Here is a 23,167-nt window from a genome sequence, read left to right on the forward strand (position 1 = left end):
TTAACTCAAATTCCACCTACAAAGCGACCTGGACTTAAAATATTTTTGCCATCGAACTGTTCTTTAATCCCACGCATCACCTGCAAACCATTACTTGTATATCCCCAAACATCAACTGTTTGTTTAACCGTTACAGGTGCTGCCAAAATAGATAAAAAACCACTATTACGTTGGCAGAGATCACGGATATGTAAAACTTGATTTTGACTCTCAAATTGTAATAAACCCAACCCACTGCTAAGATGAATCAATCCAATTTCTACTTGTCGCAGAACCTCGACAGCAGCAGTAGGTAATACCCCTATTTTACAGGTAATGACAGTTTCTGCGGATGCATAATGTATTTGCTCTGGCAATCTCTGCCATAGATTATCCTCATCTTCTAGCGAGTAAATTGCCCCATTTAAACCCAGTTTTTGCCCTACTTGCAAAAGTCGATGGGATTGTTCTTTAACACTCTCACTAATATTTTGGAAGCGAGTAATTAATGCTAGTCCTTTACCTAAACCTAAAGTAGAGACTAGTTTTGTTGATAGCAAATCAGCTTGGGTGGGTGTTAATGCTGAACTTCGGAGAGTAGCAGCAGCTTGAGTTATGGCCTCAGATGTCCCAGTCAGCACCACCGTTCCGGATGCCTCTTGTTGTGGATAAACTCGAAATGTCACTTGGGTGATTATTCCTAATGTGCCATACGATCCTGTAAACAACTTCATCAAGTCGTATCCAGCAACATTTTTGACGACTCGTCCCCCAGCTTTGGCGATTTGTCCATCAGCACGTACAAAGGTAAGACCTAGCAGTTGGTCACGGACACTGCCATAACGTTGTCGTAGGGAACCTGTATCACCTGTAGCCACAATACCACCAATGGTTGCCAACTCTGGTGCAGTAGGGTCAAGGGCGAGAAATTGCCGATGTTCTGCCAAAATAGCCTGGAGACGGGAGAAGGACATGCCAGCTTCTACCGTGATGGTCAAATCACCAACGGCATGTTCTATGAGTTTGTTGATGCGTTCTGTACTCACCACCACATCAACATTCTTGGTTAGACCGCCCCAGTTAAGTTTACTACCATGACCACAGGGAAGGACGCGCCAGTGTTGACTGTGTGCTGCGGCGATGACGGCGGCTAGTTGTTCTTGGCTGGTTGGGTAGACAATACAACTAGGAGTGGTTCCGGAGGCTACGGCCTGTTGGATACGTTCTTTGTGACTGAGTTCGATATTTTCCCAAAGACAAACAGCATTTTTTTCACCAACGATAGATGCAAGACTAGAAGCGATCGCTTTCATCAGTTTATTTTTTACGCCCTACATCTAATTTACTGGTTAACCTGACCAAAAAAGCGTCTAGCACCGCGTAAGTGCTAACATCCCGGACTACGACAATCCTCTGTCTTTTCTCTAAGCACGGCAATTATTTTTGCTTAGTTTAAAAAAAAACATGTCCTTACGTAGCCGTATTTAAGTAAAAACCACGAGGTAATCTTATTAATTATGACTTAATCTAGCTACAGTAAACTGCTGTATTTCAGTTTTGTTATGCTTAAGCTGGCATTTCAAATACTATACAGCCATAAATACTAGACTTGATTTACCAGGGTAGCAATGTCATTAATCTATCAGCAAATTTTCAAGCTTAAGTTTGTTATGGTACAACGCTTGCAGTCATACAAAGGTAACATCCTGCACACTACTAGAAAATTATCCAGAGATGTTGCTATCAGCGTTTAACCAGTGAGAAGTATTTCACCATTTTCCTGATCATTTCCGTCTCCCCAGTTCCTGATTTAGAGTAATTGAATCTACCGTCTCTGGGATCAGTGATGAGTGAATCTATGGTGGCAAAAATAAGCAGTGTTTTTCTATAGATTGATATTTTCCCAAATATCTAATTTCTCATGAAAATACTAACAAGTCAATTCGGGAATAATCATAATTTAATCGCAGAATTGTTGGCGAAGAAATTAGAGTTTATCTCGATAAATAAATGTGAGAAATAATAATTATTTTCCAAAAATTACCCCTGTAAAAGTAATGGTTTGCAACAGCAGTAATGTAGTCTTTAGAGATTGCCCCTATGCCCGTCCTAAACTATGCTATTCATGACTCTATGTTGATTTGCGCTCCCCATACACTGTTAAAAGAAGTAATTATTTATATGGGACAAGCAGGGGAGTATGTTTGCGTAGAAGATCAATTTTTCCAGGCTAAATGTAGTTTGGATAAATCCTATTGCTGTCAATTAAAAGTAGTTAAAGAAGAGTTGATTCCTGCTGCAAATAGCCTCACCTTTGCCAGGGAATTTTTTTCTAATAAAGTGACTCTGCCTGTTGACTGCATATATGTTGTGGAAAAATCACAATTGTTAGGCATATTCACACTTGCAGATTTGTTGCAATTAATTCATTCTGGAATAAATTTGGCAGCACTAAAAATTGTGGAAGTGATGAAAGAACCTTTAATTACCTTAGAACAAGATTTTGATGTGAATACAACCTTGACGCTAATGTGCGATTCTGGAAACCGTCATTTAGCAATTGTGAATAATGTAGGGCAATTATTAGAAATTGTAACGCCAGAGAGTCTAGCGGTAAAATTACAAAATGAACTTTTAAGAACAAGAGAGCAGTTAGAATGTGAAATTGCTCAACGTTGCTCACTAGAACTTGCTTTAAAAAAAGCTGAAGTGGAGTTAGAAAAAAAAATTAATCACGCCACTGAGAAAATAGTAAAAGTCAATAAAATTTTACAACGTGGAATATGCGATCGCGTTGCCACGGAAGCACAACTATTACAAACAAATTCTGAATTACAGGAAATTTTTCAAGCTTTTCCTGATCTGTACTTTCGGTTGGGAAGTGACGGCACAATTCTTAGTTATCACACTAGAGAAACTTCTGAATTTTACCTACCATCAACACCATTCATCGGCAAGCGTCTACAAGATATAATGCCACTTAATGTTGGTCATAAATTTCAGCAAGCTATTCTTCAGCTACACCAAATTCAATCTATCGTATCAATTGAGTATTCGCTACCAATAGCCTTGGAGACAGAAAGCTTTGAAGCCCGGTTTTTACCATCAATCCAGCATCAAATTATCGTTATCATCCGGAATATAACTGAAAGCAAGCAAGCACAAGAAGCCTTAAAAAAAGCCAAAGCCGAACTAGAAATTCGAGTTGAAGAACGCACTAAAGAATTAAGACATTCTTATGAGTGCTTACTACAAGAAACTATTGAACGCCAGAGTATTGAAGAAGTACTCAGGTATAGAGTCGAGTTTGAAAAATTGATTACTACCATATCAACCCATTTTATCAATCTGGCTCCTAACGAGATTGACCAAGGTATCAATCAGGCATTACAGGCTATTGGAGAATTTGCTGTTGTTGACCGCAGTTATGTATTTTTATTTACTGAAAATTACAACACACTAAATAATATATATGAGTGGCATACTCAAAGCTTTGAAGAGACAATTTACAATTCACAAGACACTCCAGATATAGTTTTGCCGTGGATAATAGAAAAACTTAGCGATTTTGAAACAATTTATATTCCTCGCATTAATGAACTTCCAATTGAAGCAAGTCAGCTACAAAAAACTTTAATAAATCAAAATATTCAATCACTGATTATTTTGCCTATAGTTTGTGGTGGTTTATTAATTGGTTATCTTGAATTTGATTCAATCCGGACTGAAAAAATTTGGACAGAAGACAGCATTGCTTTACTAAAAATGGTTGGAGAAATGTTAGGTAATGCCTTAGAACGCAAGCGGGTAGAACAAGCATTGAGAGTCAGTGAGGAAAGGTATATACGAGCTATCAGTGCCGGTAAGGTGGGGATATGGGAATGGAACATTCAAACCAACGAAATTTATATAGATCCCAATTTGATCACTATGCTTGGCTATACAGAAGAAGAAATTCCTCGATACTTTGATGAATGGTTACTGCTTATTCATCCTGATGATATGCAATCAGTCAGCAGTGCAGTAAATGCGTATTTGGAAAAGTTGATACCCAAATACGAAATTGAGCATCGAATGCTCGATCAAAATGGTAACTATATATGGTTTCTCGCTCATGGCACACTCCTCTGGGATACACAAGGTCATCCATGTTTTATGGCAGGTTCAAATACGAATATTACTGCTCGCAAGCAAGCAGAAAATAAACTTAAATCATCTCTTAAAGAAAAAGAGGTGCTATTAAAAGAAATTCACCATCGAGTCAAAAATAATTTACAAGTCATTTCTAGTTTATTACGTCTACAAGCTAGATATATTAATGACGAAAAAGCCTTTGATATTTTTCAAGATAGCCAAAACCGTGTTCGAGCTATGGCGATGATTCATGAAAACTTATATCAATCTAACGACCTGGCAAAAATAGAATTTTCTGATTATATCCAGAAATTAACTAATAATCTCATTTGTTCTTATGGAGTTAAACAGGATATTAAGATACACTTAAATATTGATAAAATCTTGCTAAAAATTGATACTGCTATACCCTGTGGTTTAATTATTAACGAACTAATTTCCAATGCAATTAAACATGCTTTTGTGGATTGTAATAAAGGTGATATTTATGTAGACTTTTTGGATTTAAATCACGGTAAATATTCACTAAATGTTAGTGATACTGGTGTGGGACTACAAAAAGATATAGAATTATACAAAAATCAGTCACTTGGCTTACAATTAGTATGGAATTTAGTAGAACAATTAGAAGGAAGTATTAAATTTACTCAACTAGGAACATTATTTACAATTATATTCGTTGAGCAAAACTAAAAATGAAAGAAAAAATCCTAGTTGTTGAAGACGAAAGAATTATCGCTTTTGATATCAAGAATTGTCTAGAAAAATCAGGATATACTGTTCCTGCTATTGCTGCTTATGGGGAACAAGCAATAGCAAAGGCTGGAGAATTCCATCCTGATTTAGTTTTGATAGATGTAATGTTGAAAGGCAATATGAGTGGTATAGAAGCTGCTGCCGAAATTAGCTCTCGCTTCAATATACCAATTATTTATTTGACTGCATATTCCGATGCCAGTAATTTGCAAAAAGCAAAAATTACACAACCATTGGGTTATATACTTAAACCATTTGTAGAAACTCAATTAATTACTACTATTGAAATTGCTCTTAGCAGACATCAAGCAGAAGTCGTGATCCGTGAGGCTTTAGTACAAGAACAAGAAAAAAGAAAAATTAAGTCTAATTTTGTCTCAATGGTTAGCCACGAATTTCGTAATCCCTTGAGTAACATTTCTACTTGTACTGAACTGCTAGCAAATCATAGCCATCGATTAAACGAAGCTAAAAAAGATGAGTATCTCCATCACATTCAAAACTCTGTTAAACAGCTTGATCGTTTATTGAGTGATGTTTTGTTAATGGGTAAAGCAGAAACAGTTACATCTCAGCTTAACCCAGCACCTGTAGACTTAGAAAATTTCTGCCAAAATCTTGTAAAAGAGATTCAATTGAGTGCTAGTGAATATCATAATATCATTTTTACAATTCACAGTAAAAATTTAAACTTAGAAGATCATAGCACTGGACAAAACTTGCAATTGCTAACTCAAAATCAGCAAATGCTTTACTTAGATGAAAAACTGCTACGCCATATCCTCACTAATTTGCTGGGAAATGCTATTAAATATTCGCCAGCAGGTGGTACGGTGCGCTTTGAGATTTTTTGTGTACAGGGAGAAGTTATTTTCCGTATCGAAGATGAAGGTATTGGGATTCCAGAAGCCGATCAAGAAAATCTGTTTAATTCTTTCCAAAGAGGAAGCAATGTAGGTAAGATCCCAGGGAATGGTTTAGGACTGGCGATTGTCAAAAATTATGTAGATTTGCATGGCGGGGAAATTTCTGTTGTCAGTAAAGTTGGATTTGGTACAACGTTTATTGTCAGCTTACCGTCGCAACTTAAATAGTGGCGTTGCATATTTGGGGAATGATTCAAACCAACTTTATCTGTAGTTTAATTTGCTTATAGTGTATCTTCTCGTAGCAAGGCGCGAAATCCTGCCTGCTGAAAATGCTCGTTAGCAGTCAATGCTTCAGTAATTCCACTATATTGCATGACAATAAAAGATACGCAATCTATGAAGCCCCATTCTTTCTCTGATCTTTCACAATAAAGCTGGAAGGCTCTGTCATAGAGTTGCTGTGATAGAGGGACAATTTCTACATGAGAATCTGCTGCCAAAGCATTCAATAATATAACTGCTCCATGACGATGGGGTTGTTTAGATAAAGCATTCCCAATTTCTAACATCACTGCTTGTGTTGTCACCAAGCGTGTTCCTGCTGTTTCTAAAAGTCCGGCCCACTGGGCAGCCCGCTGATGCAAATCGTCATCTGGTGCAGACAAAGCTATGGCAAAGGATGTATCAAGAAAGACTTCAGTCCTCATGCTGAATTTCCAGACATTACAAATATTTGTCAATATTGGCAGACCAATCTGGTGGTCCCTGTAGCTTGAGCGATCGCGCTGTCGTCAGAAACGATACACTTTCCTGTTCTTCAGGGGGCAAGATTTCAATGCTGATGCTCACACGGGTAAGAGCCGGCAGTGCGATCGCTTCTGTAGGATAAAACACTTTGCCATCAAATACAGCTGCTATTTTTTTTTCCATTTTCTTTTCAAAAAACGCTATCTATAATATCCTAAGTTGGTCGTGGCGATACCACTGAAGCGTCAACAAGAGGACAAGGAGCAGGGGGCAGGGTGCAGGGGGAGAAAAAAATATTATCTGAGTAAATTGGATAATTTATTTTCTGGAAGTCCCTAAGAGCTAAAAGATCCCCTGCCTCTTTGGTCAATCTGATAATAAAGACCCTACCTCCAAACGCAAGTTAGTAGAGGTAGGGTGCGGATCAAAGACGGGTCAAACATAACACATCTTTTGCGGAACAGCCATCAAGCAATTGGCTGTAAAAGCCCGCGTCCGTTTTGAGCAAATTCATCAATCGTTTGCAGCGAAAGTTCATGAGAGGCGATCGCCTGTAACATCGCTAAGGGGAGAGTGAGATGTTGCGCGCCAGCTTGTAGAGATGCTACAGCCTCCTCTGGAGATTTGATGCTAGCGGCCATAATCTCTGTATTACTTCCTACCACCACACTAGTCATGTCTCGCAGCAAAGCCACCCCATCACCTAAAAGTTTAGTAGCTCGACTCACATAGGCGATCGCATATTTTGCCCCCGCCTCTCTAGCCACAGCTGCTTGAGCAGCACCATATATTCCTGTCACCGCGCAAGCAATTTCCGGTAATAGTTCAGCAACCACCTGAAAACCCACTAACGACGCTGGAATTTTCAGTACAGTCTGGTGTCCAATAATTCTACGCGCCGCCCGCCCTTCTGCTAGCATCTCCACAAAGTCAGAGGACATCAACTGATAGAATACGGGGCCTGTAGTCAACTGAGCAAGTTGTTTGAGTGTAGTCTCCACTGGTAAATCGGTTTTCGCCAACAGAGTAGGGTTAGTTGTGATGCCTTTTACCCAGCCCAATTTATTCGCAGCCTGGGCTTCCGCAATAATTGCCGAGTCGAGATAAATACTCACTTGTCTGTATTTGGGAAAGTTAGTGCCGCTGTTATTTTAACTTTTAACTTGTTCGACGAGCGTGGGAGAATGATGACATCCACTCAACCGCTGGATGGTGTGAGCGATGGCGGAACACAACTCATTCAAAAAAATCAAGAAATCTCTGCAAAAAGAGGGTGTGCGATTTGTCCGCATTCTCTGGTGCGATAACGCCAACATCATTCGTGGTAAGGCTGTGCATGTGGAGATGTTACCCCACTATTTAGAACACGGTGTGGGCATATCTGCTGGGGAACAGGGAGTACCTGTCATGTATGATGCGATCGCTCCCGATAGTGGTTTGAGTCCAGTAGGCGAAATCCGGTTAGTACCTGATTGGGATAGTCTCATCCCTTTACCTTATGCTCCCGGGCATGTCCGTGTCATGGGAAACATGATACTTGATGGACAACCGTGGCCATTGTGTCCGCGAAATTTCCTCAAGCGGATGATTGTAGCCGCGAAACGCGAAGGCTTGGAAATTCAAGCAGCATTTGAAAATGAGTTTTATTTGTTACGACAAACATCTGAGGGCATTATCCCCACAGACTCGACGGTTTTTGCATCTACCCAAGCAATTGATCTCAATCATGAAGTCATTGATGCCATTACCGATGCACTCATCACCCAAGGAATTCCTATAGAGCAGTATTATCCAGAATCAGGCCCTGGTCAACAGGAAATTTCCCTGCGATATACTGATGCTTTGAATGCAGCTAACCGACAAATTGCCTTTAGAGAGACAGTCAGAGCAGTTGCTCATCGCCACCATCTCACAGCCTCTTTTTTACCGAAAATCTTCCCAGATGCAGCTAGTAGCGGTTGTCACATCCACCTCAGCCTTTGGCGTGATGGTCACAATCTTCTTCCTTATGCTCAAGGTGTCTGCGGTCTTTCTCATATAGCGAGAACATTTATTGCAGGTATATTACATCACTTGCCAGCATTAATGGCATTAACTACCCCTACTGCCAATTCTTACCGCCGCATCCGTCCGCATACTTGGAGCGGTGCTTTTCGTTGTTGGGGATTAGACAACCGCGAAGCAGCAGTGAGAGTTCCCAGCAATCCGGGATTAAGTGGTTCAACTCATTTCGAGTTAAAAACCGTCGATGCATCAGCCAATCCTTACCTCGCTTTAGGTGCGATAATTGCTGCTGGATTAGATGGTGTGCAAAGAAGTTTAGATCCAGGAACACCCGTAGATCAAGACCCCGGTTATTTGCCAATTGAACAGCTCACTGCTAATGGTATTGAACCCTTACCCAAAAATCTTGGGGAAGCCTTAATCCATCTCCAAAATAACGATGTCTTGCTAAATGCTTTAAATCCCCAGTTATCGCAAGCTTTCTTAGCAGTGCGACAAGCCGAATGGCAAGCAATGAAAGATTGGGATTTAGCCGCAGAAGTTAAACTTTTATTAGAGCGGTATTAACAGTTATCAGTTATCAGTTATCAGTTATCAGTTATCAGTTATCAGTTATCAGTTATCAGTTATCAGTTATCAGTCATCAGCCATCAGCCATCAATTAAAAATTCTTGAACTTGTATGAATTTTAATGACATTCCCTTAATTGATCAACACGCTCACAATGTGTTGAAGCCAGAAGTAGCTGCCAGTTATCCTTATGCGGCTGGCTTTACTGAAGGATTTCACCCAGAAATTATCAATCATCATGCTCGTCACACATTATTCTATCGACGCAGCCTGCGAGAAATAGCGGCTTTATTGGCATGTGAACCTCAAGAAGCCGCAATTGTGGCGCGTCGAGAGAGTTTAGGAATAGAAAACTTGACACAAGTATATTTTCGTGCTGCTAATTTGGAAGCAATTTATTTGGATGACGGTTTTGCACCAAAGGATATCTTACCAATCTCATGGCATGAACAATTCATACCAGTAAAAAGGATTCTGCGGTTAGAGGTGGTAGCAGAACAGCTAATTCCTCAAACGGATGATTTTGAAACTTTTCTCGCAAATTTCCACAGCGCGATTGATCCGCCACCCCCTGGAGTTGTGGCTTTTAAAAGTATTGTTTGTTACCGTACTGGCTTGGAAATTCAACCAGTAACGTTAGAGGCGGCGGCGGCTTATTTTTACCGCATCAAACAAAAGTTTCCCAATCAACCAGTGCGTCTGGTTGACAAACCTCTGATTGATTTTTTACTACAACAGGCTCTATTAATTGCCGCTAAATATCAACTACCATTGCAATTGCATACTGGTTTTGGCGATCCTGATTTAGATTTGCGATTGGCTAATCCTTTGCATCTGCGATCGCTCTTGGAATTACCGGAATCTTATCATGCACCTTTGGTACTGCTACATGCATCTTATCCATATATGCGCGAAGCTGGATATTTGGCTTCCGTCTATCCCCAGGTTTATTTAGATTTTGGTTTAGCAGTACCCAGTTTAAGCGTTTCTGGGATGCGGGAGACAATCCGGCAATTATTAGAGTTGACTCCTACAAGTAAACTCATGTATTCCTCGGATGCTCACACCATCCCAGAATTGTACTATTTGGGAGCAAAATGGGGACGGCAGTTGTTAGCGGAAGTGTTAGAACAAGCAATTCAGGATTCTGATCTTACTGTCAGTGAAGCAGAGGCGATCGCTAAGGCAATTTTACGCGAAAATGCCTTAGCTTTGTATAAGCAAGTAACTGAGACTTCGACTGCGCTCAGTACAAGTAACTGATACTTCGACTGCGCTCAGTACAAGTAACTGTTAACTGTTATCAGCTAGCTACTGCTACCGCATCTGTGGAAAACAGTTTCTGGAAATTTTCTGGTTTTGTCACCGCCAAATACTGCTCTGCCATTTCTGGTGTTAACAGTTCTATCATCACAGTATTCTCCAACCAGAACTCAATCACATCAAAGAAAGAATCACGGTTACAACGCAACACTCGCCAACCTTCGCGTTTAGCAATTTCTTCAATTTTTTCTTGGCTACTAGAAACAGAGATAGCAGCATGGGTAGCTGTCAACCCAGAAGCATTATTAGTTAGTACAAACTGACATTGCTCATCTCCTTCACCAGGTACTATCTGAGTTGCTACCGGATAAACTTCAATAGCTGTTCCATATTCATCCAGAGGAACAACTATATAGCTACCTGGGTGAGGAAAAAAGGCTGCAGCTTTACCATTCAAGACTTCTGCTAGAACTTGAGCGACGTGCTGGGGGTTTTGGGCAGCAATAGAAATATGATGAATCATGAGTTAACCTCATTTGTTATTAGTTTTATTACTTTCAGCTTCAAATCTAACTTTCAACTTTTCGGATTTTTATCTAAAAATCCAAGGTTGGCGTAAAGCCGTGCGTTCTGCTTTGACAGAAAACCCTATCTCTGGTTATAGTCCTCAAAAGATAGAGTTACCGTTGTTTAAGCTAGGAAAGTTTTAAACGCAGATGAACGCGGATGAACGCAGATTGGAGTTGAATCAGTTAACGGAGATGATTATTGGGTGTGCGTTTAAAGTGGGTAATACGCTGGGGGTTGGTTTTTTGGAGCGAGTTTATGAAAATGCTCTGGTGCATGAGTTAGGGAAGACTGGTTTGCGGGTTGAGCAACAAAAGCCACTTCAAGTCTGGTATGACGGCATTGTTGTGGGAAATTACCAAGCTGATTTACTGGTTGAAGAAGCTGTGATTGTTGAATTAAAAGCGGTAACAGCATTAGATAGTAGGCATTTTGCCCAATGTATGAATTATCTTAAAGCAACTGGACTCACTCTGGGTCTAGTCATAAATTTTGGCAATCCCAAAGTAGAAGTAAAACGTGTAGTCCGAAATTTCTAATCCCATGAATCCCATCTGCGTTCATCCGCGTTCATCTGCGTTTGCAATTTTAATTAAACAGCAGAACTAAACTCATGCAACTAGAAGACTACTTTAACTTTTGCATCGTAAAGAACAGGATATTGTAGTTTCGGCGATCGCTGATGGGAATGCCTGACAACTGTAGCATTGAATACAATTTTGTCATATTTTTTGGCTTTTAATACAAAAAATAGATGAAAAAACATATATCTTTAGTCTGAGGAAATATCTCTCTGAGGACATAGATAATGTCCGTAAAATTCGTGTTGAGATCCCTGACTTCTCTAAGAAGTCGGGGATCTGGCAGCCCAGAAAAATAAATAAACTAAAATACGCATCAATCCAAGTTTTTTCCTCAACACAAAAACCGCTTCAGATGAAAACCCAAAGGATGAAATACTGGATACTAAAATTAGTCATTTTCACAGTTTTACTGTATAACTTATTACTTAACAATAATTACGCAGTCGCTAACACTGATGTGCAACAATTAAATGCACAACCAGTGGTGGAAAACATAGCAAGTGGTGAAAATATTTTTGAGGAGAAGAGAAAGGAATACTTTCGCCGATTGATTCAAATAGTTAGAGGCGTAGATCAACAAGCAGGACTCTTCCGATTTTATTTTAGTGAAGATTCAGGGAAAATTTACTGGGAAATTAAACCCGAACAGCTAAAGAAAAACTATCTAGCCACAGTGACATTAGAATCGGGGATTGGCGAAAGTGGCATTTATAGTGGATCGCCTCTTGCTGATTTCCTCTTTTACTTCCAACGAGTAAACGATAATTTGCACTTTGTAGTGCGTAATGTCAAATTTCGGACAGAATCTAGTAAACCAGAAAAGCGATCGCTAGCTCGTTCATTTAGCGACTCAGTTTTGTATGCACTCCCAATCAATAATATTGATCCAGAAAGTAACAATATTTTAATTAACCTAGATGACTTGCTAATGCAGGATTTTCCGGGATTAACTCCGCTATTAAAATACTCTTTGCAAGCTGATTATCATCTCGAAGCCAACAAGTCATATTTGAATGGTATTAACAGCTATTCCGACAACGTCGAAATTGATGCAATTTACGGTTTTTCAGCCCCAGAAGGAGCGAATTTAGTCACTTTACCTGATAGCAGATCCTTGAGTCTGAAGGTACACTATAGTTTTTCGCAACTGCAAGAAAACAACGGTTATGTCCCCCGGTTAGCCGATGATCGAGTGGGATATTTTGTGACAGCCTTCCAAAATTTTTCTGACAATAACGATCAAGAACCATTTGTACGTTATATCAATCGTTGGCATCTAGAACCATCTGATCCTCACGCCGCCATATCTCCACCTAAAAAACCAATTGTGTTTTGGATTGAGAATGCTGTGCCTTTCGAGTACCGCGACGCGATTCGTGAAGGTGTCTTGATGTGGAACACAGCATTTGCCAAAGCCGGATTTAAAAATGCCATTGAAGTGCAGCAAATGCCTGATGACGCTGATTGGCAACCAGGAGATGTGCGCTACAACACTATTCGCTGGTTCAATTCTCTGGATGCTAATTTTGCTAAAGGGCCGATGCGCGTTAACCCATTCACCGGCGAAATATTGGATGCAGATATCATTGTCGATGCCAATATGGTGCGTTTCATTCAGCAAGAATATCGCGCATTCATGGAATCTAACCCTTATCCCAACACTCAAAAGTCAAAAGTTGGGAATAGCAATATTACTCCAGTTCTCGAATGCAATAATCAAGATTTATCCCCGACGGTTAACCCCCAACTGTTGACTTTCCAGAAGAATTCTGAATACTGCTATGGTAATGAGTCGGTGAATCAAGCAGCTATGGGGGCGCTGGCATTATCACTTTTGCAAAACACCACACCAAGCAGTGTGGCAATGCAAGAGTATGTATATCAATATTTGCGTTCTCTGATTGCTCACGAAGTCGGGCACACTCTGGGTTTGCGCCATAATTTTCACGGCAGCACGATGTTAGCGCCTAAAGAGTTAAATAACACCGAAATTACTCACACAAAGGGTTTAGTGGGTTCGGTGATGGACTATCTGCCGGTGAATATAGCACCGCAGGGAGTAGTGCAAGGTGACTATTTTCCCAGAGTTCTTGGCCCTTATGACGAATGGGCGATTGAGTATGGTTATAAAAGAAGCCCTCAGACAGAACTGGAGGCAATGATTCCAGAAGCGGAAAAAAGCTTTTTAGAACAGATTGCTTTAGCGTCGCCGCAACCAGAATTATCTTACGCAACTGATGAAGATATTTGGAATATCAATCCTCTAGCAAATGTCTGGGATATGAGTAGTGATGTGCTACTTTATGCACAATGGCAAATGGATAATGCTCGTGTGATGTGGCAGCACTTGGATCAGGGCGATCGCTCTAGCGGAAAAAGCTATAGTAATCTGCGTGGCTTATTCAATAGAGTATTAAAATACTATTTTCGTAATGCTAGTTTAGTCTCTCAATATATTGGTGGACAATCATTTCAGCGTCTCCATGCCAGTCAAGTGGGGACTGGGCATGAACAAGCTCCATTAAATTCCAGTACCCAGAACCCAGTTGATGATACTTCCTGGGCATTTGTACCAGTGCCAATCCTCAAACAACGTCAGGCATTGACAAAGCTGCAAGAATATGTATTTGCTGAGAATGCTTTTAGCTTCTCACCAAAATTGCTGAATCGGCTAGCACCATCACGCTGGCAACATTGGGGTAGCCCAGCACCTAAGAACCGCCTTGATTATCCAATCCACGAACGGATTGTCAAGTTTCAAAGCGGGGTATTGCGATCGCTATTAGACAGCGATCGCCTCAATCATCTACAAGATATAGAATTAAAAACCTTACCAGGAGAAGCACTCACTATCCCAGAACTGTTTGACACCCTACAACAAGGCATCTGGACAGAAGTTTTAGGAACAGAAGAAGCAAAGCCAATTTCTAGCATCCGGCGTTCATTGCAACGGGAACATCTGAATATATTGCTAGCAATGGTATTGCGTCATATTGATACACCTGAAGATGCTCAAACAGTAGCTTGGTATGAATTGCGCCAACTGCAAACAGCTATTGAAACCAGACTCAAACAACTTGGTGAACACCTTGATGTTTACACACTAGCCCACCTGCAAGTTTCTGGCGATCGCATTATTAAAGCATTAAACGCCCAGATGTTGTCTAAGTAGTTGGCATTGGGCATTGGGCATTGGGCATGGGGGGAGAAATAGCTAATGATCCTTGACTCCTAACTCCTGACTCCTAACTCCTGACTCCTAACTCCTGACTCCTAACTCCTGACTCCTAACTCCTGACTCCTAACTCCTAACTCCTAACTCCTAACTCCTGACTCTTGACTCTTGACTAGTCTTTACAGCACAACTTAAGCTATTATACGGTAAACCGACCGACGAGCCGTAGTATTTTAGTTTGTAGATATCCGCCAATCACGCCTGTGTATGGGGTTATTTGAGTTGCACTAACCAAATTAATGCAACCCCAAATAGCTTGAAATTGCCATGTTTACAAGGAAGAATTCCATGAGTACTGTACAACTTTATTTCGCCAAAGCCTCGACCTTTTCCCAAAGAACCCGTGTTGTTTTGCTGGAAAAAGGCATCAATTTTACTGCGAACGAAATTGATCTCCAAAATAAACCAGAAGGTTATACCCAAATTTCGCGTTATGGCAAAGTTCCCGCCATCAAACACGGGGACATAATACTTTATGAGTCCGCCATTATCAACGAATATCTGGATGAGGTGTTCCCAGAACCACCTCTATTACCCCGCGATCCTGGCACAAAAGCGATCGCCCGAATCTGGATCGATTATGCCAACACTCGCTTTGTACCGGCGTTTAACAAATTCCTGCGTAGTCCAGATCCCCAGGAACAAGCACAGGGAGGAAGGGAATTTTTAGAATCGCTTTTATATCTTGAGCAAGAAGGATTAGGTAAGCTTTCCCATGATGGCCCTTACTGGTTTGGGGAAACGCTCTCATTAGTGGATATCAGCTTCTATCCCTGGTTTGAACGCCTGCCGTTGCTCGAACACTTCCGCAAGTTCAGCTTCCCATCAGAAACGCCGCGCTTACAAAAATGGTGGAATGCTCTGAGCGATCGCAACTCAGTTCGGCAAGTAGCAAATCCTGCCAGCTTCTATATAGAACGATTCGCCAAAATTCTTGGTGAACCGACAGCTGTTGCTATTGCTCAAAAATAAAAGCGTCGTTAACGACCAAAATATTGAAGACTAGGATGCAACCCATGACTCTAAACAGTCAAATTTTTCAGGATCTACCGCACGTTGAAGCGTCCCTGAATTACCTCACACCGACACCAGAAAAGCCTGTCAACTACACCTATGAACCGCCACCAGGGGTGCCACAACGTAGTGGTAAATACGAGCCGCACACACTCTCGATTCGTAATGGTCGTCCGATTGTAGGTGATCTATCCTTAGATCAAGAAGGTTTTGCGCTAACGGCACATAACACCACAGTTCAAGACTTCTACGACGAAGACGAGGTACGCCGTGTTTATTACCCTGAAGCTGAGAAACTGCTAGCGGAGGTGACGGGTGCAGCCAAGGTTGTTGTATTCGATCACAACATCCGTAACGCCCAACGCTCAAAACCAGGCGAGAACACGATCAAGCAGCCAGTTAAGGGTGTTCATAACGACTTCACCGCTAAATCTGGCTATAGTCGCGCCCGTGTCGTCCTGTCAGCACTGGGGACAGAAGACTCCGATGTGCTTTTAAAACATCGCTTTGGTGTGATTAATGTCTGGAGACCGATCGCCGGGACAGTCCAAGAGTCGCCATTGGCGGTCTGCAATGCCCGCAGTATAGCCCCTACAGACTTAGTAGCCACAGACCTCGTATACCGCGATCGCGTTGGCGAGACTTACGCAGTTACGTATAACCCAACACACCAATGGTTTTACTTTCCCCAAATGCAACGGCATGAGGCGCTGCTAATTAAGTGCTTCGACTCTGCAGAAGACGGCCCCGCCAGGTTCGCCGCACACACAGCATTCGATGACCCCACCAGTCTACCGGATGCACCACCACGAGAGAGTATTGAACTGCGGACGCTAGTTTTCTATCCTGCATAGCAATACTTTAGGGAACTGTTAACTGATTTAATTGGAGGGCAAACAACCGTTTGCCCCTATGGTATTTGGATGTCATCGGCTAAAAATGCCTCTAATTCAGGCACATCAACCCAGCTAGACTGGCGCTGCGATTCATGGGAAGAATCCATTAATAACTGAGAATAAACGCCTTCTCGCAGTGATGGAACTATTTCTTGCTGAGTTTCAATACCCTGTACCCACCTATCTACAACCCGAATAAATGCAGAAATCCGCCCATCGGTGTAGTTTTTAGGAAATACTAAGCGTTGTGGTATTTCAATTTCAGTTAAGGGTTTACCTGGCTGGGAACCCCAAACACGAAATCCGTGGATGTAATCTTTTTGATTTTCGCTGCCTACGATTAAAGTACCGCGATCGCCATATACTTCTACCCAATGGGTTCTGGATGCATGAACAACGGCACTGATGGTAACTTGGCAAGGTGTCCCATCAGCCAATTCCAGCGTTAGTAAACAGTTATCATCTGTCTCTACTGGTTTGACTTCACTGCTAACAGGATCAACACGTGTGGGAATAGCGGTGCTTAAATGGGCGCTTAATCTGCGAACTGGGCCAAATAACCAATAAATATAATCAAAGGCGTGGGAACCCAAAGAACCCAGCGCACCCCCTCCCTTTTCTTGGGAAGAATACCAGTTCCAAGGGCGGGAAGCATCAGCGCGAGAGGAACCTAACCAATCAATCCTAATTAACCGTTTTTTGCCTACATAATCTGCTGACAATAATTCTGCAAATAATTGCCATCCTGGGACAAAGCGAAATTCAAAGTCTACAGTAGCAATTACACCTTTGTCTCTAGCTAATTGATAAAGTTCTTTAGCTTCATCTGCATTTAAAGCTGTGGGTTTTTCGAGTAATAAATGTTTCCCTGCTTGCAGCACTTTTTTCGCCATTTCATAGTGCAAAAATGGCGGTGTGGAAATGCTGACGGCTTGCACTTCTGGTAATGCTAAAATGTCTGCAATTGTGTCGCAGGCGTGGCGGATATTATATGATTCTGCTATGGCTTTAGCTTTATTAATATCGCGGTGATAAACAGCGACTACCGCTGTGCGGTGATGTGCTTGTAATCCCGGAATATGAACTTTTTGACCAAATCCCGTGCCAATAATCGCCACACCAATTGTATTTTGATTTTTCATATTTAATAAATAAAACTATCTCAAAACTCGAATTCTCAAAGGATAGCGATTATTATCGCTATTATAAGCTTTAAATACTGCAAAATTCATACGTAGGGTGGGCAATGCCCACCAAAACCCCGAATGTGGTGGGCATTGCCCACCCTACAAATAATGAGATTTTAAAAAAATCAAAAAACTATGCTTTAAAACTTCACAGATGACAAAACTTATCTCAAAACTCGAATGGTCAAAGGATAGCGATAGTAATCACCATGATAAGCTTTAAATGCTGCAAAATTCACTAAAAATAATTGCAATAATAACATGATTGTAGTAATTAAAAACCACACAGATATTAAACCATCTAAAACCATCTTCATTTCATCTCCTGCGCGTTTGTTAGTCACTGCAATAGCACAGATGAATAACATTACCAGCAAGGAAATGATGATGATAATTAACGTGTAAAATGTTAGTGAAAGTTGAAAATTCAAAGCTTCTTTACCTTGAAAATCAATCCAGGGAGATTTGGCTTTATTGAATTGCCAAATTATTAGCGGCAATAAAATATTCAGGGGGAGATAGAAAGGAATGCCGATAAATACTAAGGAAAACAAGAGTATCCATGCTAACAAAGCCGAAAAATGACAGAACATTGCCCATATACGCATTTTTTGTTGGGGTTTTTCTCTCATGGCTTTTTATTTGACAAGTGGATTTGGGCGATGATTCCTGATCCTAGTATCTACAAAAAAAGCTAGCCCAAAGCTTAAAATTTGAGTAGTTCTCGCTCATAGTTTTCAGGAAGGGGTTCAATTTCCCAGACTATACCTTCACCTGGTTCTAAAGCAACCTCCACGAAGAGTTGTTCGACGGCGGTTGTCGCAATGTCTTCGTTGTCGGGGAAGGGTTGCAAATCTTCGGTAAGTAGTCTGAGTTTGAAACCACCGGGGATGGCTACGCCAACGGTGGCGTTACGTAACTCAAAGCGCCAAACTATCTCGTCTGCTTCGCCTTTTGGTGTGATGCTGAGGTTGTATAATTGACCTGCGATCGCTAGCTGGCGAGAAAGTGTCACCTCTGCTTGTGTTTCTTCGGCACTCCTAGCCCCAGCCGCACTCAATTGCAAATTCAACCGTCCCCAACCCAGATTTTCAGCCGCTTGGGAAACGCCGTTTTGCAGCCATTGCAAAACTGACCATTGTTCTGGTAGTCCCAAACGTTGTTGATATAAGCTTTGCCGCCAGCCGCCATGCTCTATTAACGCCCCCCAAAGTTGAAAAGGAACAGCTAACCGTGGTGTGAGGATTTCGGACTTTCCCAGGCGAGCAATGAGATTTTGTGCTTGTTGTTGTGGTAAATTTGGTAATTGTGGGATAGCTGCGCGTGTTGGTGTTTGAGAACAGAGTTCTCGCGCTACAGCTAAAACGCTAATGTCTCCATTAATGTCAGTAGCATCAAGGGCATAAGTGCGATCGCCTGCATCATAACTACCCTGATTCTTCAGTTGTGCATGGGTACAATAGCCCCAAACCCTAACGTAACCTTCATCGGCTTCCACTTGCACCGCTAAATAATAGTCACCAGCCAAACTAGGTAAATCCACCCATTCCTGCGACACTCGCAACTCGCTTAAATCTATCGTCTCACTGGGAACCAAGATAAATCGAGTCGCGTCAACTGTGACTGCGGTTCCGTTTACGAGTTCCCAAAAACTCGGCAAAACAGTGGTAGTCGGCCAAACCTTTGCCTGTTGTGTAAAGTCCTCTTGTAACCAAGGCAAGACTGCACCCAGGCAAAGTTCATTAATATAAGCTTGATAGCGAGATATAGGGTTAGAAAAAGCTGGACTGTGAATATCCGCCCGATTTTGTATGCTGGTGGGGATTTCTAAAAATAAGTCAGTTGGGTTAGCAAATGTAAATGTAGTCATGGCGGTTACTCCGGGGAAGCCGATGCTGTGATTTTTCGCTTTATGAGTTAGATAATTTCATACTTCATACTTCATACTTCAGTTGACTGTAGTGATTTTGCAGCCATTCTTCCATTACTATACTCATGGTTTTGAGTAGGTCTGGGGTGATGGAAATATGCAGGGTGTTTTGACTCCAGTTGGCGAGGGAACGGAGTAAGGTTTCTCTGGCTTTGGTGAGTCGTCGGGAAACGGTGTATTGTTTGATTTCTAATTGTTTGGCGATTTTGTCTTGATTTTGTCCTTGGGCGTAGTAAAGTTGGAGGATTTGCCGTAAGTCTAATTCTAGTTGGGCGATCGCTGTTACTAAAACTTGGTTAACTTCGGTTTGTTGGGATGTTCTGGCTTGTTCTTCTTCTTGGGCAATAATTTCACTAATTAAGGATTCTTGTTGGGTTCCTGGGAGGTTGTCTAGCAATTCCCAAGAATCATCGCTGCTTTTGGAAACGTTGAGAGACTCGGGTGTGGGATAGAGATATCTACGGGTGGCTTTTGCAGCGGCTAGTAGCCATTTTTCTAGGGTTTGGGGGCTGATATTTTGGCTACTTTGGGAATTATACGCTTTGGCGATCGCATCCCATGTTTGATCTTCTGGGCGGGAAATTTTGCGGGAAGTGCCAGTTGAGGTGGGAACGTAGATAGTTTTAAAGGAGTTCCAAGCCAGGATATAGGCGGGAATCTCCTCTGGCGGTAAACCAGCATTTTGTAAGGATTCTTGTAACCGCTTTTGGGAGATTTTTCGCAACAATCCCCAATCTGTGCAGATATCAACTTCGTGGCGTTGGCGTAGGGTTTCGCGGATTGCACTGCCAAAGATGGGGCTAGCGTAGTTTTTGAGGGTAAAACCTTGATTAGGATTGAATCCTTTAAGTACTTTATCAATTTGCGCGATCGCAATCTGAAAACAGTCTGACAACTGGTACTGGGTACTGGCAAAATTAGTCACTGTTTTTTGGGATACCCAATAACAGGATTCTTGTAAGTAAGCCGTCAAATGTTGCTGGGCTAAGGTTTGAGTTTCGGGTATCTGCCAAATCTTATACCAGTAAAGCGCCCAAAAAGATTCAGAAGATTCTTGGGGTGTGCGGTTGACACAATTTTGGATACTATGACGCAATCTTGATTCTGTCGCCCAACGACTGAAGCGATCGGCAACGAATTGTACAAAAGTTGAAAAAATTTCAATAATGCTTTGCCGAGGATGCATAAAAAAATAGACGCCTACCTATAAAAGCAGTGAAGGCGTTAAAGAACGCCTGCACAAACTTTACTACAAGGAATGGGAATCATGTTTCGACTTTCCCTAAAATCTTTAACACTCGGTAGCCTGGTAGCTATTGCCACTGCAACTAGCGCCTTTGCCCAAGTACCCACACCACAAAATTTACATCTAACACCAGCACCAAACTTTAGTTGTGGCCCTCATCTCCGGACTTACGTTGTTAAGCCTTTAGATAACCGTCAAGGCTTTGGTATCCGTTGCGTCAAGTTTAGCGAAGGTAGACCAGAAACAACAATCCCCAAAATAGCATGGTACGGCGAAGGCAATTGGGGCGGTTCAACCTATCGCCACGCTGGACAAGCAATTTACAGAGGTTCTAATCTCGTTGGTTTTGCTTCCGATATTTATGGTAACGGCGAAAACATCAACAACAACTTTCCAGGAAACCTCAGAGTAGAAATACTCGGTTCCACAATTCGTGTCACTGGTGCGTGGAATGAAGAATGGAAATTAGTCAATGCTACTAACTATAAACCGTTATCTCGCCCACGGACTTGTGGTGGCTATTTCGACCAATACAAAGTTTCTGACTTAACAGGAAATCGCCAAGGTGAAGGCTTACGTTGCGTTCTCCGTGTCGGACCTCAAAATACTACTTGGTTTGGCAATGGTAACTGGGGAGGTTCAACTTATTCCCACATCGGCACTAAGTCATTTAATGGTTACGGTGCTGGCGATATTTGTGCAACTGGTTTAGGACCAATTTGTAATACCTTCGGCTACGGTTCTTTGAAATTAACTCCCGTATCTGGTGGTTTTGATGTCACTGGCGCTTGGAGTGAAAAATGGCGGTAGCTAACTCATGATAAACGTCATTTGTCATTGGAATTGATAACTGATAACTGATAACTGTTAACTGATAACTGATAATTGAGTGTTAATAAAATGTTGAAACGTACTTTGACAATTGCTGCTGCCACCACAGCTTTAGCTGCTGCTTTAGCTAGTCCCGCTTTGGCTGCACCTGCTGATTTTGTTGGTACTTGGGTTAATAAAGATGCCAATACTCGCGGTGTGACTCGTCTGGTAGTTACTTCTGCTGGAGGCAATAATTTAAATATTCAAGTGTTTGGCAAATGTCATCCTACAGACTGTGAATGGGGCACAAAACCATTAGTAACTTATGGAATTAATGTCCAAGATACTAACCATAATTATGCAACAACCAACTACAATCAAGGTTTTTCCAATTCTTTATTAACTTTCAGCTATGGCGGCAATGAAGTTTTATTTCAAGGCTATACACAGTTTTTAGATAATAGCGGGAGGCAAAATTATTACTCTCGTGAATATTTCCAACGACAATCAAAAGTGAAGATTCCTGTAAGTGTTCCTAGAATACCTATTCGTCCTTGAGAACACGCGATTAATTAAATTATTTGTATGAAATTCACGGTAGAGGCACAACATTGTTGTGCCTTTTCATGTCAATATCCAACATTATTTATTTTCCATCAGCCTTGCAACTGGTGAACGAATGCTTGATGTTCCACTGAACTTAGCCCCTGTTGTAACACTGCTAATACCTGTGGCATATTTCCGCTAACTAACGCTAATACATCCAACCACAAACCCGGAAACACTTGACTTTGAATTACGCTTTCTGCATCTGGTGTCAGCGCCACATATTCACCATCTTTGAGGCTAAACCAACTGACAGCGCTTTCAAAAACTTGCCAAACAATATATTCTTGAATCCCATTGCGACGATAGGCACGCTTTTTATCATACAAATCTTTGGTAGCACTGCTAGCTGCAACTTCCGCCACTAATTCTGGTGCGCCTTCCACATATCCATCAGCACCCAAATGCGACTGTCCACCACGGGCGGCATCGATTAATAAAATAGCATCAGGTTGGGGTTCATTATCTAAATCTAGCCTCACAGTTGGATTATCACCTAATCTGACACCAGGCGTAGCTACTTTATAATTTCCTAACCAAATCATCAAATTAGCATGTGGTTCGGCGTGGGGTTCAAAGCGTAAAGGGGAAGCCACGTATACAACTCCTTCAATTAGTTCAGCTTTTTTGAGATTCGGCATAGCATTGTAGCGGCGCTCAAATTCTAGACGATTTAGCCGATCGCCACTCTCAAGATGCGGAATATAATTGGGGGAAGCGGCTGGAGTCGGCTGTTGTGAAGAGGTGTTAACCATAACCGCAAGCGT

At 41.6% G+C, this 23,167-nt stretch carries 20 protein-coding genes; 10 read left to right on the forward strand and 10 right to left on the reverse strand.

Going from position 1 to position 23,167, the window contains the following annotated elements; translation table 11 throughout:
- Window positions 1-5: 5 nt before the first annotated feature.
- The gene (locus CAL7507_RS04925) at window positions 6-1,292 is read right to left on the reverse strand and encodes an FAD-binding oxidoreductase (RefSeq protein ID WP_015127331.1); all 1,287 of its coding nucleotides are present in this window, start codon (window positions 1,290-1,292) and stop codon (window positions 6-8) included.
- Between the two features lie 787 nt (window positions 1,293-2,079).
- Between CAL7507_RS04925 and CAL7507_RS30065 the strand changes: the two genes are divergently transcribed.
- Both CAL7507_RS30065 and CAL7507_RS04935 read left to right on the forward strand, forming a co-directional pair.
- Window positions 2,080-4,806, forward strand: coding sequence for a histidine kinase dimerization/phosphoacceptor domain -containing protein (locus tag CAL7507_RS30065; protein WP_015127332.1), 2,727 nt, complete (start codon window positions 2,080-2,082; stop codon window positions 4,804-4,806).
- 2 nt (window positions 4,807-4,808) lie between these two features.
- Window positions 4,809-5,963 carry an ATP-binding protein gene (locus tag CAL7507_RS04935; protein ID WP_015127333.1) on the forward strand — a complete coding sequence of 385 codons (1,155 nt, stop codon included), beginning with the start codon at window positions 4,809-4,811 and terminating at the stop codon, window positions 5,961-5,963.
- A gap of 56 nt (window positions 5,964-6,019) precedes the next feature.
- On the opposite strand, the gene CAL7507_RS04940 is transcribed toward CAL7507_RS04935, so the two are convergent.
- From CAL7507_RS04940 to CAL7507_RS04950, 3 genes are all read right to left on the reverse strand, one after another.
- On the reverse strand, window positions 6,020-6,445 hold the full coding sequence (locus tag CAL7507_RS04940) for a type II toxin-antitoxin system VapC family toxin (protein ID WP_015127334.1): 426 nt from the start codon (window positions 6,443-6,445) through the stop codon (window positions 6,020-6,022).
- A 16-nt stretch (window positions 6,446-6,461) separates the two neighbouring features.
- Complete coding sequence (locus CAL7507_RS04945) at window positions 6,462-6,668, reverse strand: hypothetical protein (protein ID WP_015127335.1); 207 nt, start codon at window positions 6,666-6,668, stop codon at window positions 6,462-6,464.
- Window positions 6,669-6,952: 284 nt separating this feature from the next.
- Window positions 6,953-7,600 carry a transaldolase family protein gene (locus tag CAL7507_RS04950; protein WP_015127336.1) on the reverse strand — a complete coding sequence of 216 codons (648 nt, stop codon included), beginning with the start codon at window positions 7,598-7,600 and terminating at the stop codon, window positions 6,953-6,955.
- Window positions 7,601-7,706: 106 nt separating this feature from the next.
- On the opposite strand from CAL7507_RS04950, the gene CAL7507_RS04955 reads away from it, so the two are divergent.
- Both CAL7507_RS04955 and CAL7507_RS04960 read left to right on the forward strand, forming a co-directional pair.
- Complete coding sequence (locus tag CAL7507_RS04955) at window positions 7,707-9,056, forward strand: glutamine synthetase family protein (protein WP_015127337.1); 1,350 nt, start codon at window positions 7,707-7,709, stop codon at window positions 9,054-9,056.
- A gap of 114 nt (window positions 9,057-9,170) precedes the next feature.
- Entirely contained in the window at window positions 9,171-10,322 is a 1,152-nt protein-coding gene (locus tag CAL7507_RS04960; RefSeq protein ID WP_015127338.1) for an amidohydrolase family protein, read from the forward strand.
- A gap of 40 nt (window positions 10,323-10,362) precedes the next feature.
- On the opposite strand, the gene CAL7507_RS04965 is transcribed toward CAL7507_RS04960, so the two are convergent.
- Complete coding sequence (locus CAL7507_RS04965) at window positions 10,363-10,845, reverse strand: hypothetical protein (RefSeq protein WP_015127339.1); 483 nt, start codon at window positions 10,843-10,845, stop codon at window positions 10,363-10,365.
- A gap of 193 nt (window positions 10,846-11,038) precedes the next feature.
- Between CAL7507_RS04965 and CAL7507_RS04970 the strand changes: the two genes are divergently transcribed.
- From CAL7507_RS04970 to CAL7507_RS04985, 4 genes are all read left to right on the forward strand, one after another.
- A complete protein-coding gene (locus CAL7507_RS04970) occupies window positions 11,039-11,428 on the forward strand; it encodes a GxxExxY protein (protein ID WP_015127340.1) in 390 nt (129 codons plus the stop codon).
- 412 nt (window positions 11,429-11,840) lie between these two features.
- Window positions 11,841-14,645 carry a zinc-dependent metalloprotease gene (locus CAL7507_RS04975; protein WP_042341189.1) on the forward strand — a complete coding sequence of 935 codons (2,805 nt, stop codon included), beginning with the start codon at window positions 11,841-11,843 and terminating at the stop codon, window positions 14,643-14,645.
- Window positions 14,646-14,996: 351 nt separating this feature from the next.
- Window positions 14,997-15,680, forward strand: a complete 684-nt coding sequence (locus CAL7507_RS04980; protein ID WP_015127342.1) for a glutathione S-transferase family protein — start codon at window positions 14,997-14,999, stop codon at window positions 15,678-15,680.
- Between the two features lie 44 nt (window positions 15,681-15,724).
- On the forward strand, window positions 15,725-16,576 hold the full coding sequence (locus CAL7507_RS04985; RefSeq protein WP_015127343.1) for a CmcJ/NvfI family oxidoreductase: 852 nt from the start codon (window positions 15,725-15,727) through the stop codon (window positions 16,574-16,576).
- A 56-nt stretch (window positions 16,577-16,632) separates the two neighbouring features.
- Here CAL7507_RS04985 and CAL7507_RS04990 read toward each other — a convergent pair whose 3' ends face one another.
- The 4 genes from CAL7507_RS04990 to CAL7507_RS05005 form a co-directional block, all read right to left on the reverse strand.
- Window positions 16,633-17,760 carry a Gfo/Idh/MocA family protein gene (locus CAL7507_RS04990; RefSeq protein WP_015127344.1) on the reverse strand — a complete coding sequence of 376 codons (1,128 nt, stop codon included), beginning with the start codon at window positions 17,758-17,760 and terminating at the stop codon, window positions 16,633-16,635.
- Between the two features lie 209 nt (window positions 17,761-17,969).
- Window positions 17,970-18,437: a DUF4870 domain-containing protein gene (locus CAL7507_RS04995; RefSeq protein ID WP_015127345.1), complete on the reverse strand. Its 468-nt coding sequence runs from the start codon at window positions 18,435-18,437 to the stop codon at window positions 17,970-17,972.
- A gap of 74 nt (window positions 18,438-18,511) precedes the next feature.
- Window positions 18,512-19,675, reverse strand: a complete 1,164-nt coding sequence (locus CAL7507_RS05000) for a DUF1822 family protein (protein WP_015127346.1) — start codon at window positions 19,673-19,675, stop codon at window positions 18,512-18,514.
- Window positions 19,676-19,739: 64 nt separating this feature from the next.
- Window positions 19,740-20,921 (reverse strand): sigma-70 family RNA polymerase sigma factor, encoded by a 1,182-nt coding sequence (locus CAL7507_RS05005; RefSeq protein WP_015127347.1) that lies wholly within the window; start codon window positions 20,919-20,921, stop codon window positions 19,740-19,742.
- A gap of 81 nt (window positions 20,922-21,002) precedes the next feature.
- Between CAL7507_RS05005 and CAL7507_RS05010 the strand changes: the two genes are divergently transcribed.
- Together CAL7507_RS05010 and CAL7507_RS05015 are read left to right on the forward strand one after the other, a co-directional pair.
- Entirely contained in the window at window positions 21,003-21,791 is a 789-nt protein-coding gene (locus CAL7507_RS05010; protein ID WP_015127348.1) for a hypothetical protein, read from the forward strand.
- Between the two features lie 90 nt (window positions 21,792-21,881).
- Window positions 21,882-22,352 carry a hypothetical protein gene (locus CAL7507_RS05015; RefSeq protein WP_015127349.1) on the forward strand — a complete coding sequence of 157 codons (471 nt, stop codon included), beginning with the start codon at window positions 21,882-21,884 and terminating at the stop codon, window positions 22,350-22,352.
- A gap of 98 nt (window positions 22,353-22,450) precedes the next feature.
- Here CAL7507_RS05015 and CAL7507_RS05020 read toward each other — a convergent pair whose 3' ends face one another.
- Window positions 22,451-23,155, reverse strand: a complete 705-nt coding sequence (locus tag CAL7507_RS05020) for a Uma2 family endonuclease (protein WP_015127350.1) — start codon at window positions 23,153-23,155, stop codon at window positions 22,451-22,453.
- Window positions 23,156-23,167 lie beyond the last annotated feature (12 nt).

The sequence above is a fragment of the Calothrix sp. PCC 7507 genome (assembly GCF_000316575.1).
GTDB lineage: Bacteria > Cyanobacteriota > Cyanobacteriia > Cyanobacteriales > Nostocaceae > Fortiea.

Bases quoted from the DNA above. Each gene is read 5' to 3' on its own strand.
- CAL7507_RS04955 (WP_015127337.1), top strand. From the start codon at position 7,707: ATGGCGGAACACAACTCATTCAAAAAAATCAAGAAATCTCTGCAAAAA.
- CAL7507_RS04990 (WP_015127344.1), bottom strand. From the start codon at position 17,760: ATGAAAAATCAAAATACAATTGGTGTGGCGATTATTGGCACGGGATTT.
- CAL7507_RS04965 (WP_015127339.1), bottom strand. From the start codon at position 10,845: ATGATTCATCATATTTCTATTGCTGCCCAAAACCCCCAGCACGTCGCT.
- CAL7507_RS04975 (WP_042341189.1), top strand. From the start codon at position 11,841: ATGAAATACTGGATACTAAAATTAGTCATTTTCACAGTTTTACTGTAT.
- CAL7507_RS05020 (WP_015127350.1), bottom strand. From the start codon at position 23,155: ATGGTTAACACCTCTTCACAACAGCCGACTCCAGCCGCTTCCCCCAAT.
- CAL7507_RS04925 (WP_015127331.1), bottom strand. From the start codon at position 1,292: ATGAAAGCGATCGCTTCTAGTCTTGCATCTATCGTTGGTGAAAAAAAT.
- CAL7507_RS04970 (WP_015127340.1), top strand. From the start codon at position 11,039: ATGAACGCGGATGAACGCAGATTGGAGTTGAATCAGTTAACGGAGATG.
- CAL7507_RS04985 (WP_015127343.1), top strand. From the start codon at position 15,725: ATGACTCTAAACAGTCAAATTTTTCAGGATCTACCGCACGTTGAAGCG.
- CAL7507_RS04980 (WP_015127342.1), top strand. From the start codon at position 14,997: ATGAGTACTGTACAACTTTATTTCGCCAAAGCCTCGACCTTTTCCCAA.
- CAL7507_RS05010 (WP_015127348.1), top strand. From the start codon at position 21,003: ATGTTTCGACTTTCCCTAAAATCTTTAACACTCGGTAGCCTGGTAGCT.
- CAL7507_RS04995 (WP_015127345.1), bottom strand. From the start codon at position 18,437: ATGAGAGAAAAACCCCAACAAAAAATGCGTATATGGGCAATGTTCTGT.
- CAL7507_RS05015 (WP_015127349.1), top strand. From the start codon at position 21,882: ATGTTGAAACGTACTTTGACAATTGCTGCTGCCACCACAGCTTTAGCT.
- CAL7507_RS04960 (WP_015127338.1), top strand. From the start codon at position 9,171: ATGAATTTTAATGACATTCCCTTAATTGATCAACACGCTCACAATGTG.
- CAL7507_RS05005 (WP_015127347.1), bottom strand. From the start codon at position 20,921: ATGCATCCTCGGCAAAGCATTATTGAAATTTTTTCAACTTTTGTACAA.
- CAL7507_RS05000 (WP_015127346.1), bottom strand. From the start codon at position 19,675: ATGACTACATTTACATTTGCTAACCCAACTGACTTATTTTTAGAAATC.
- CAL7507_RS04935 (WP_015127333.1), top strand. From the start codon at position 4,809: ATGAAAGAAAAAATCCTAGTTGTTGAAGACGAAAGAATTATCGCTTTT.
- CAL7507_RS30065 (WP_015127332.1), top strand. From the start codon at position 2,080: ATGCCCGTCCTAAACTATGCTATTCATGACTCTATGTTGATTTGCGCT.
- CAL7507_RS04945 (WP_015127335.1), bottom strand. From the start codon at position 6,668: ATGGAAAAAAAAATAGCAGCTGTATTTGATGGCAAAGTGTTTTATCCT.
- CAL7507_RS04940 (WP_015127334.1), bottom strand. From the start codon at position 6,445: ATGAGGACTGAAGTCTTTCTTGATACATCCTTTGCCATAGCTTTGTCT.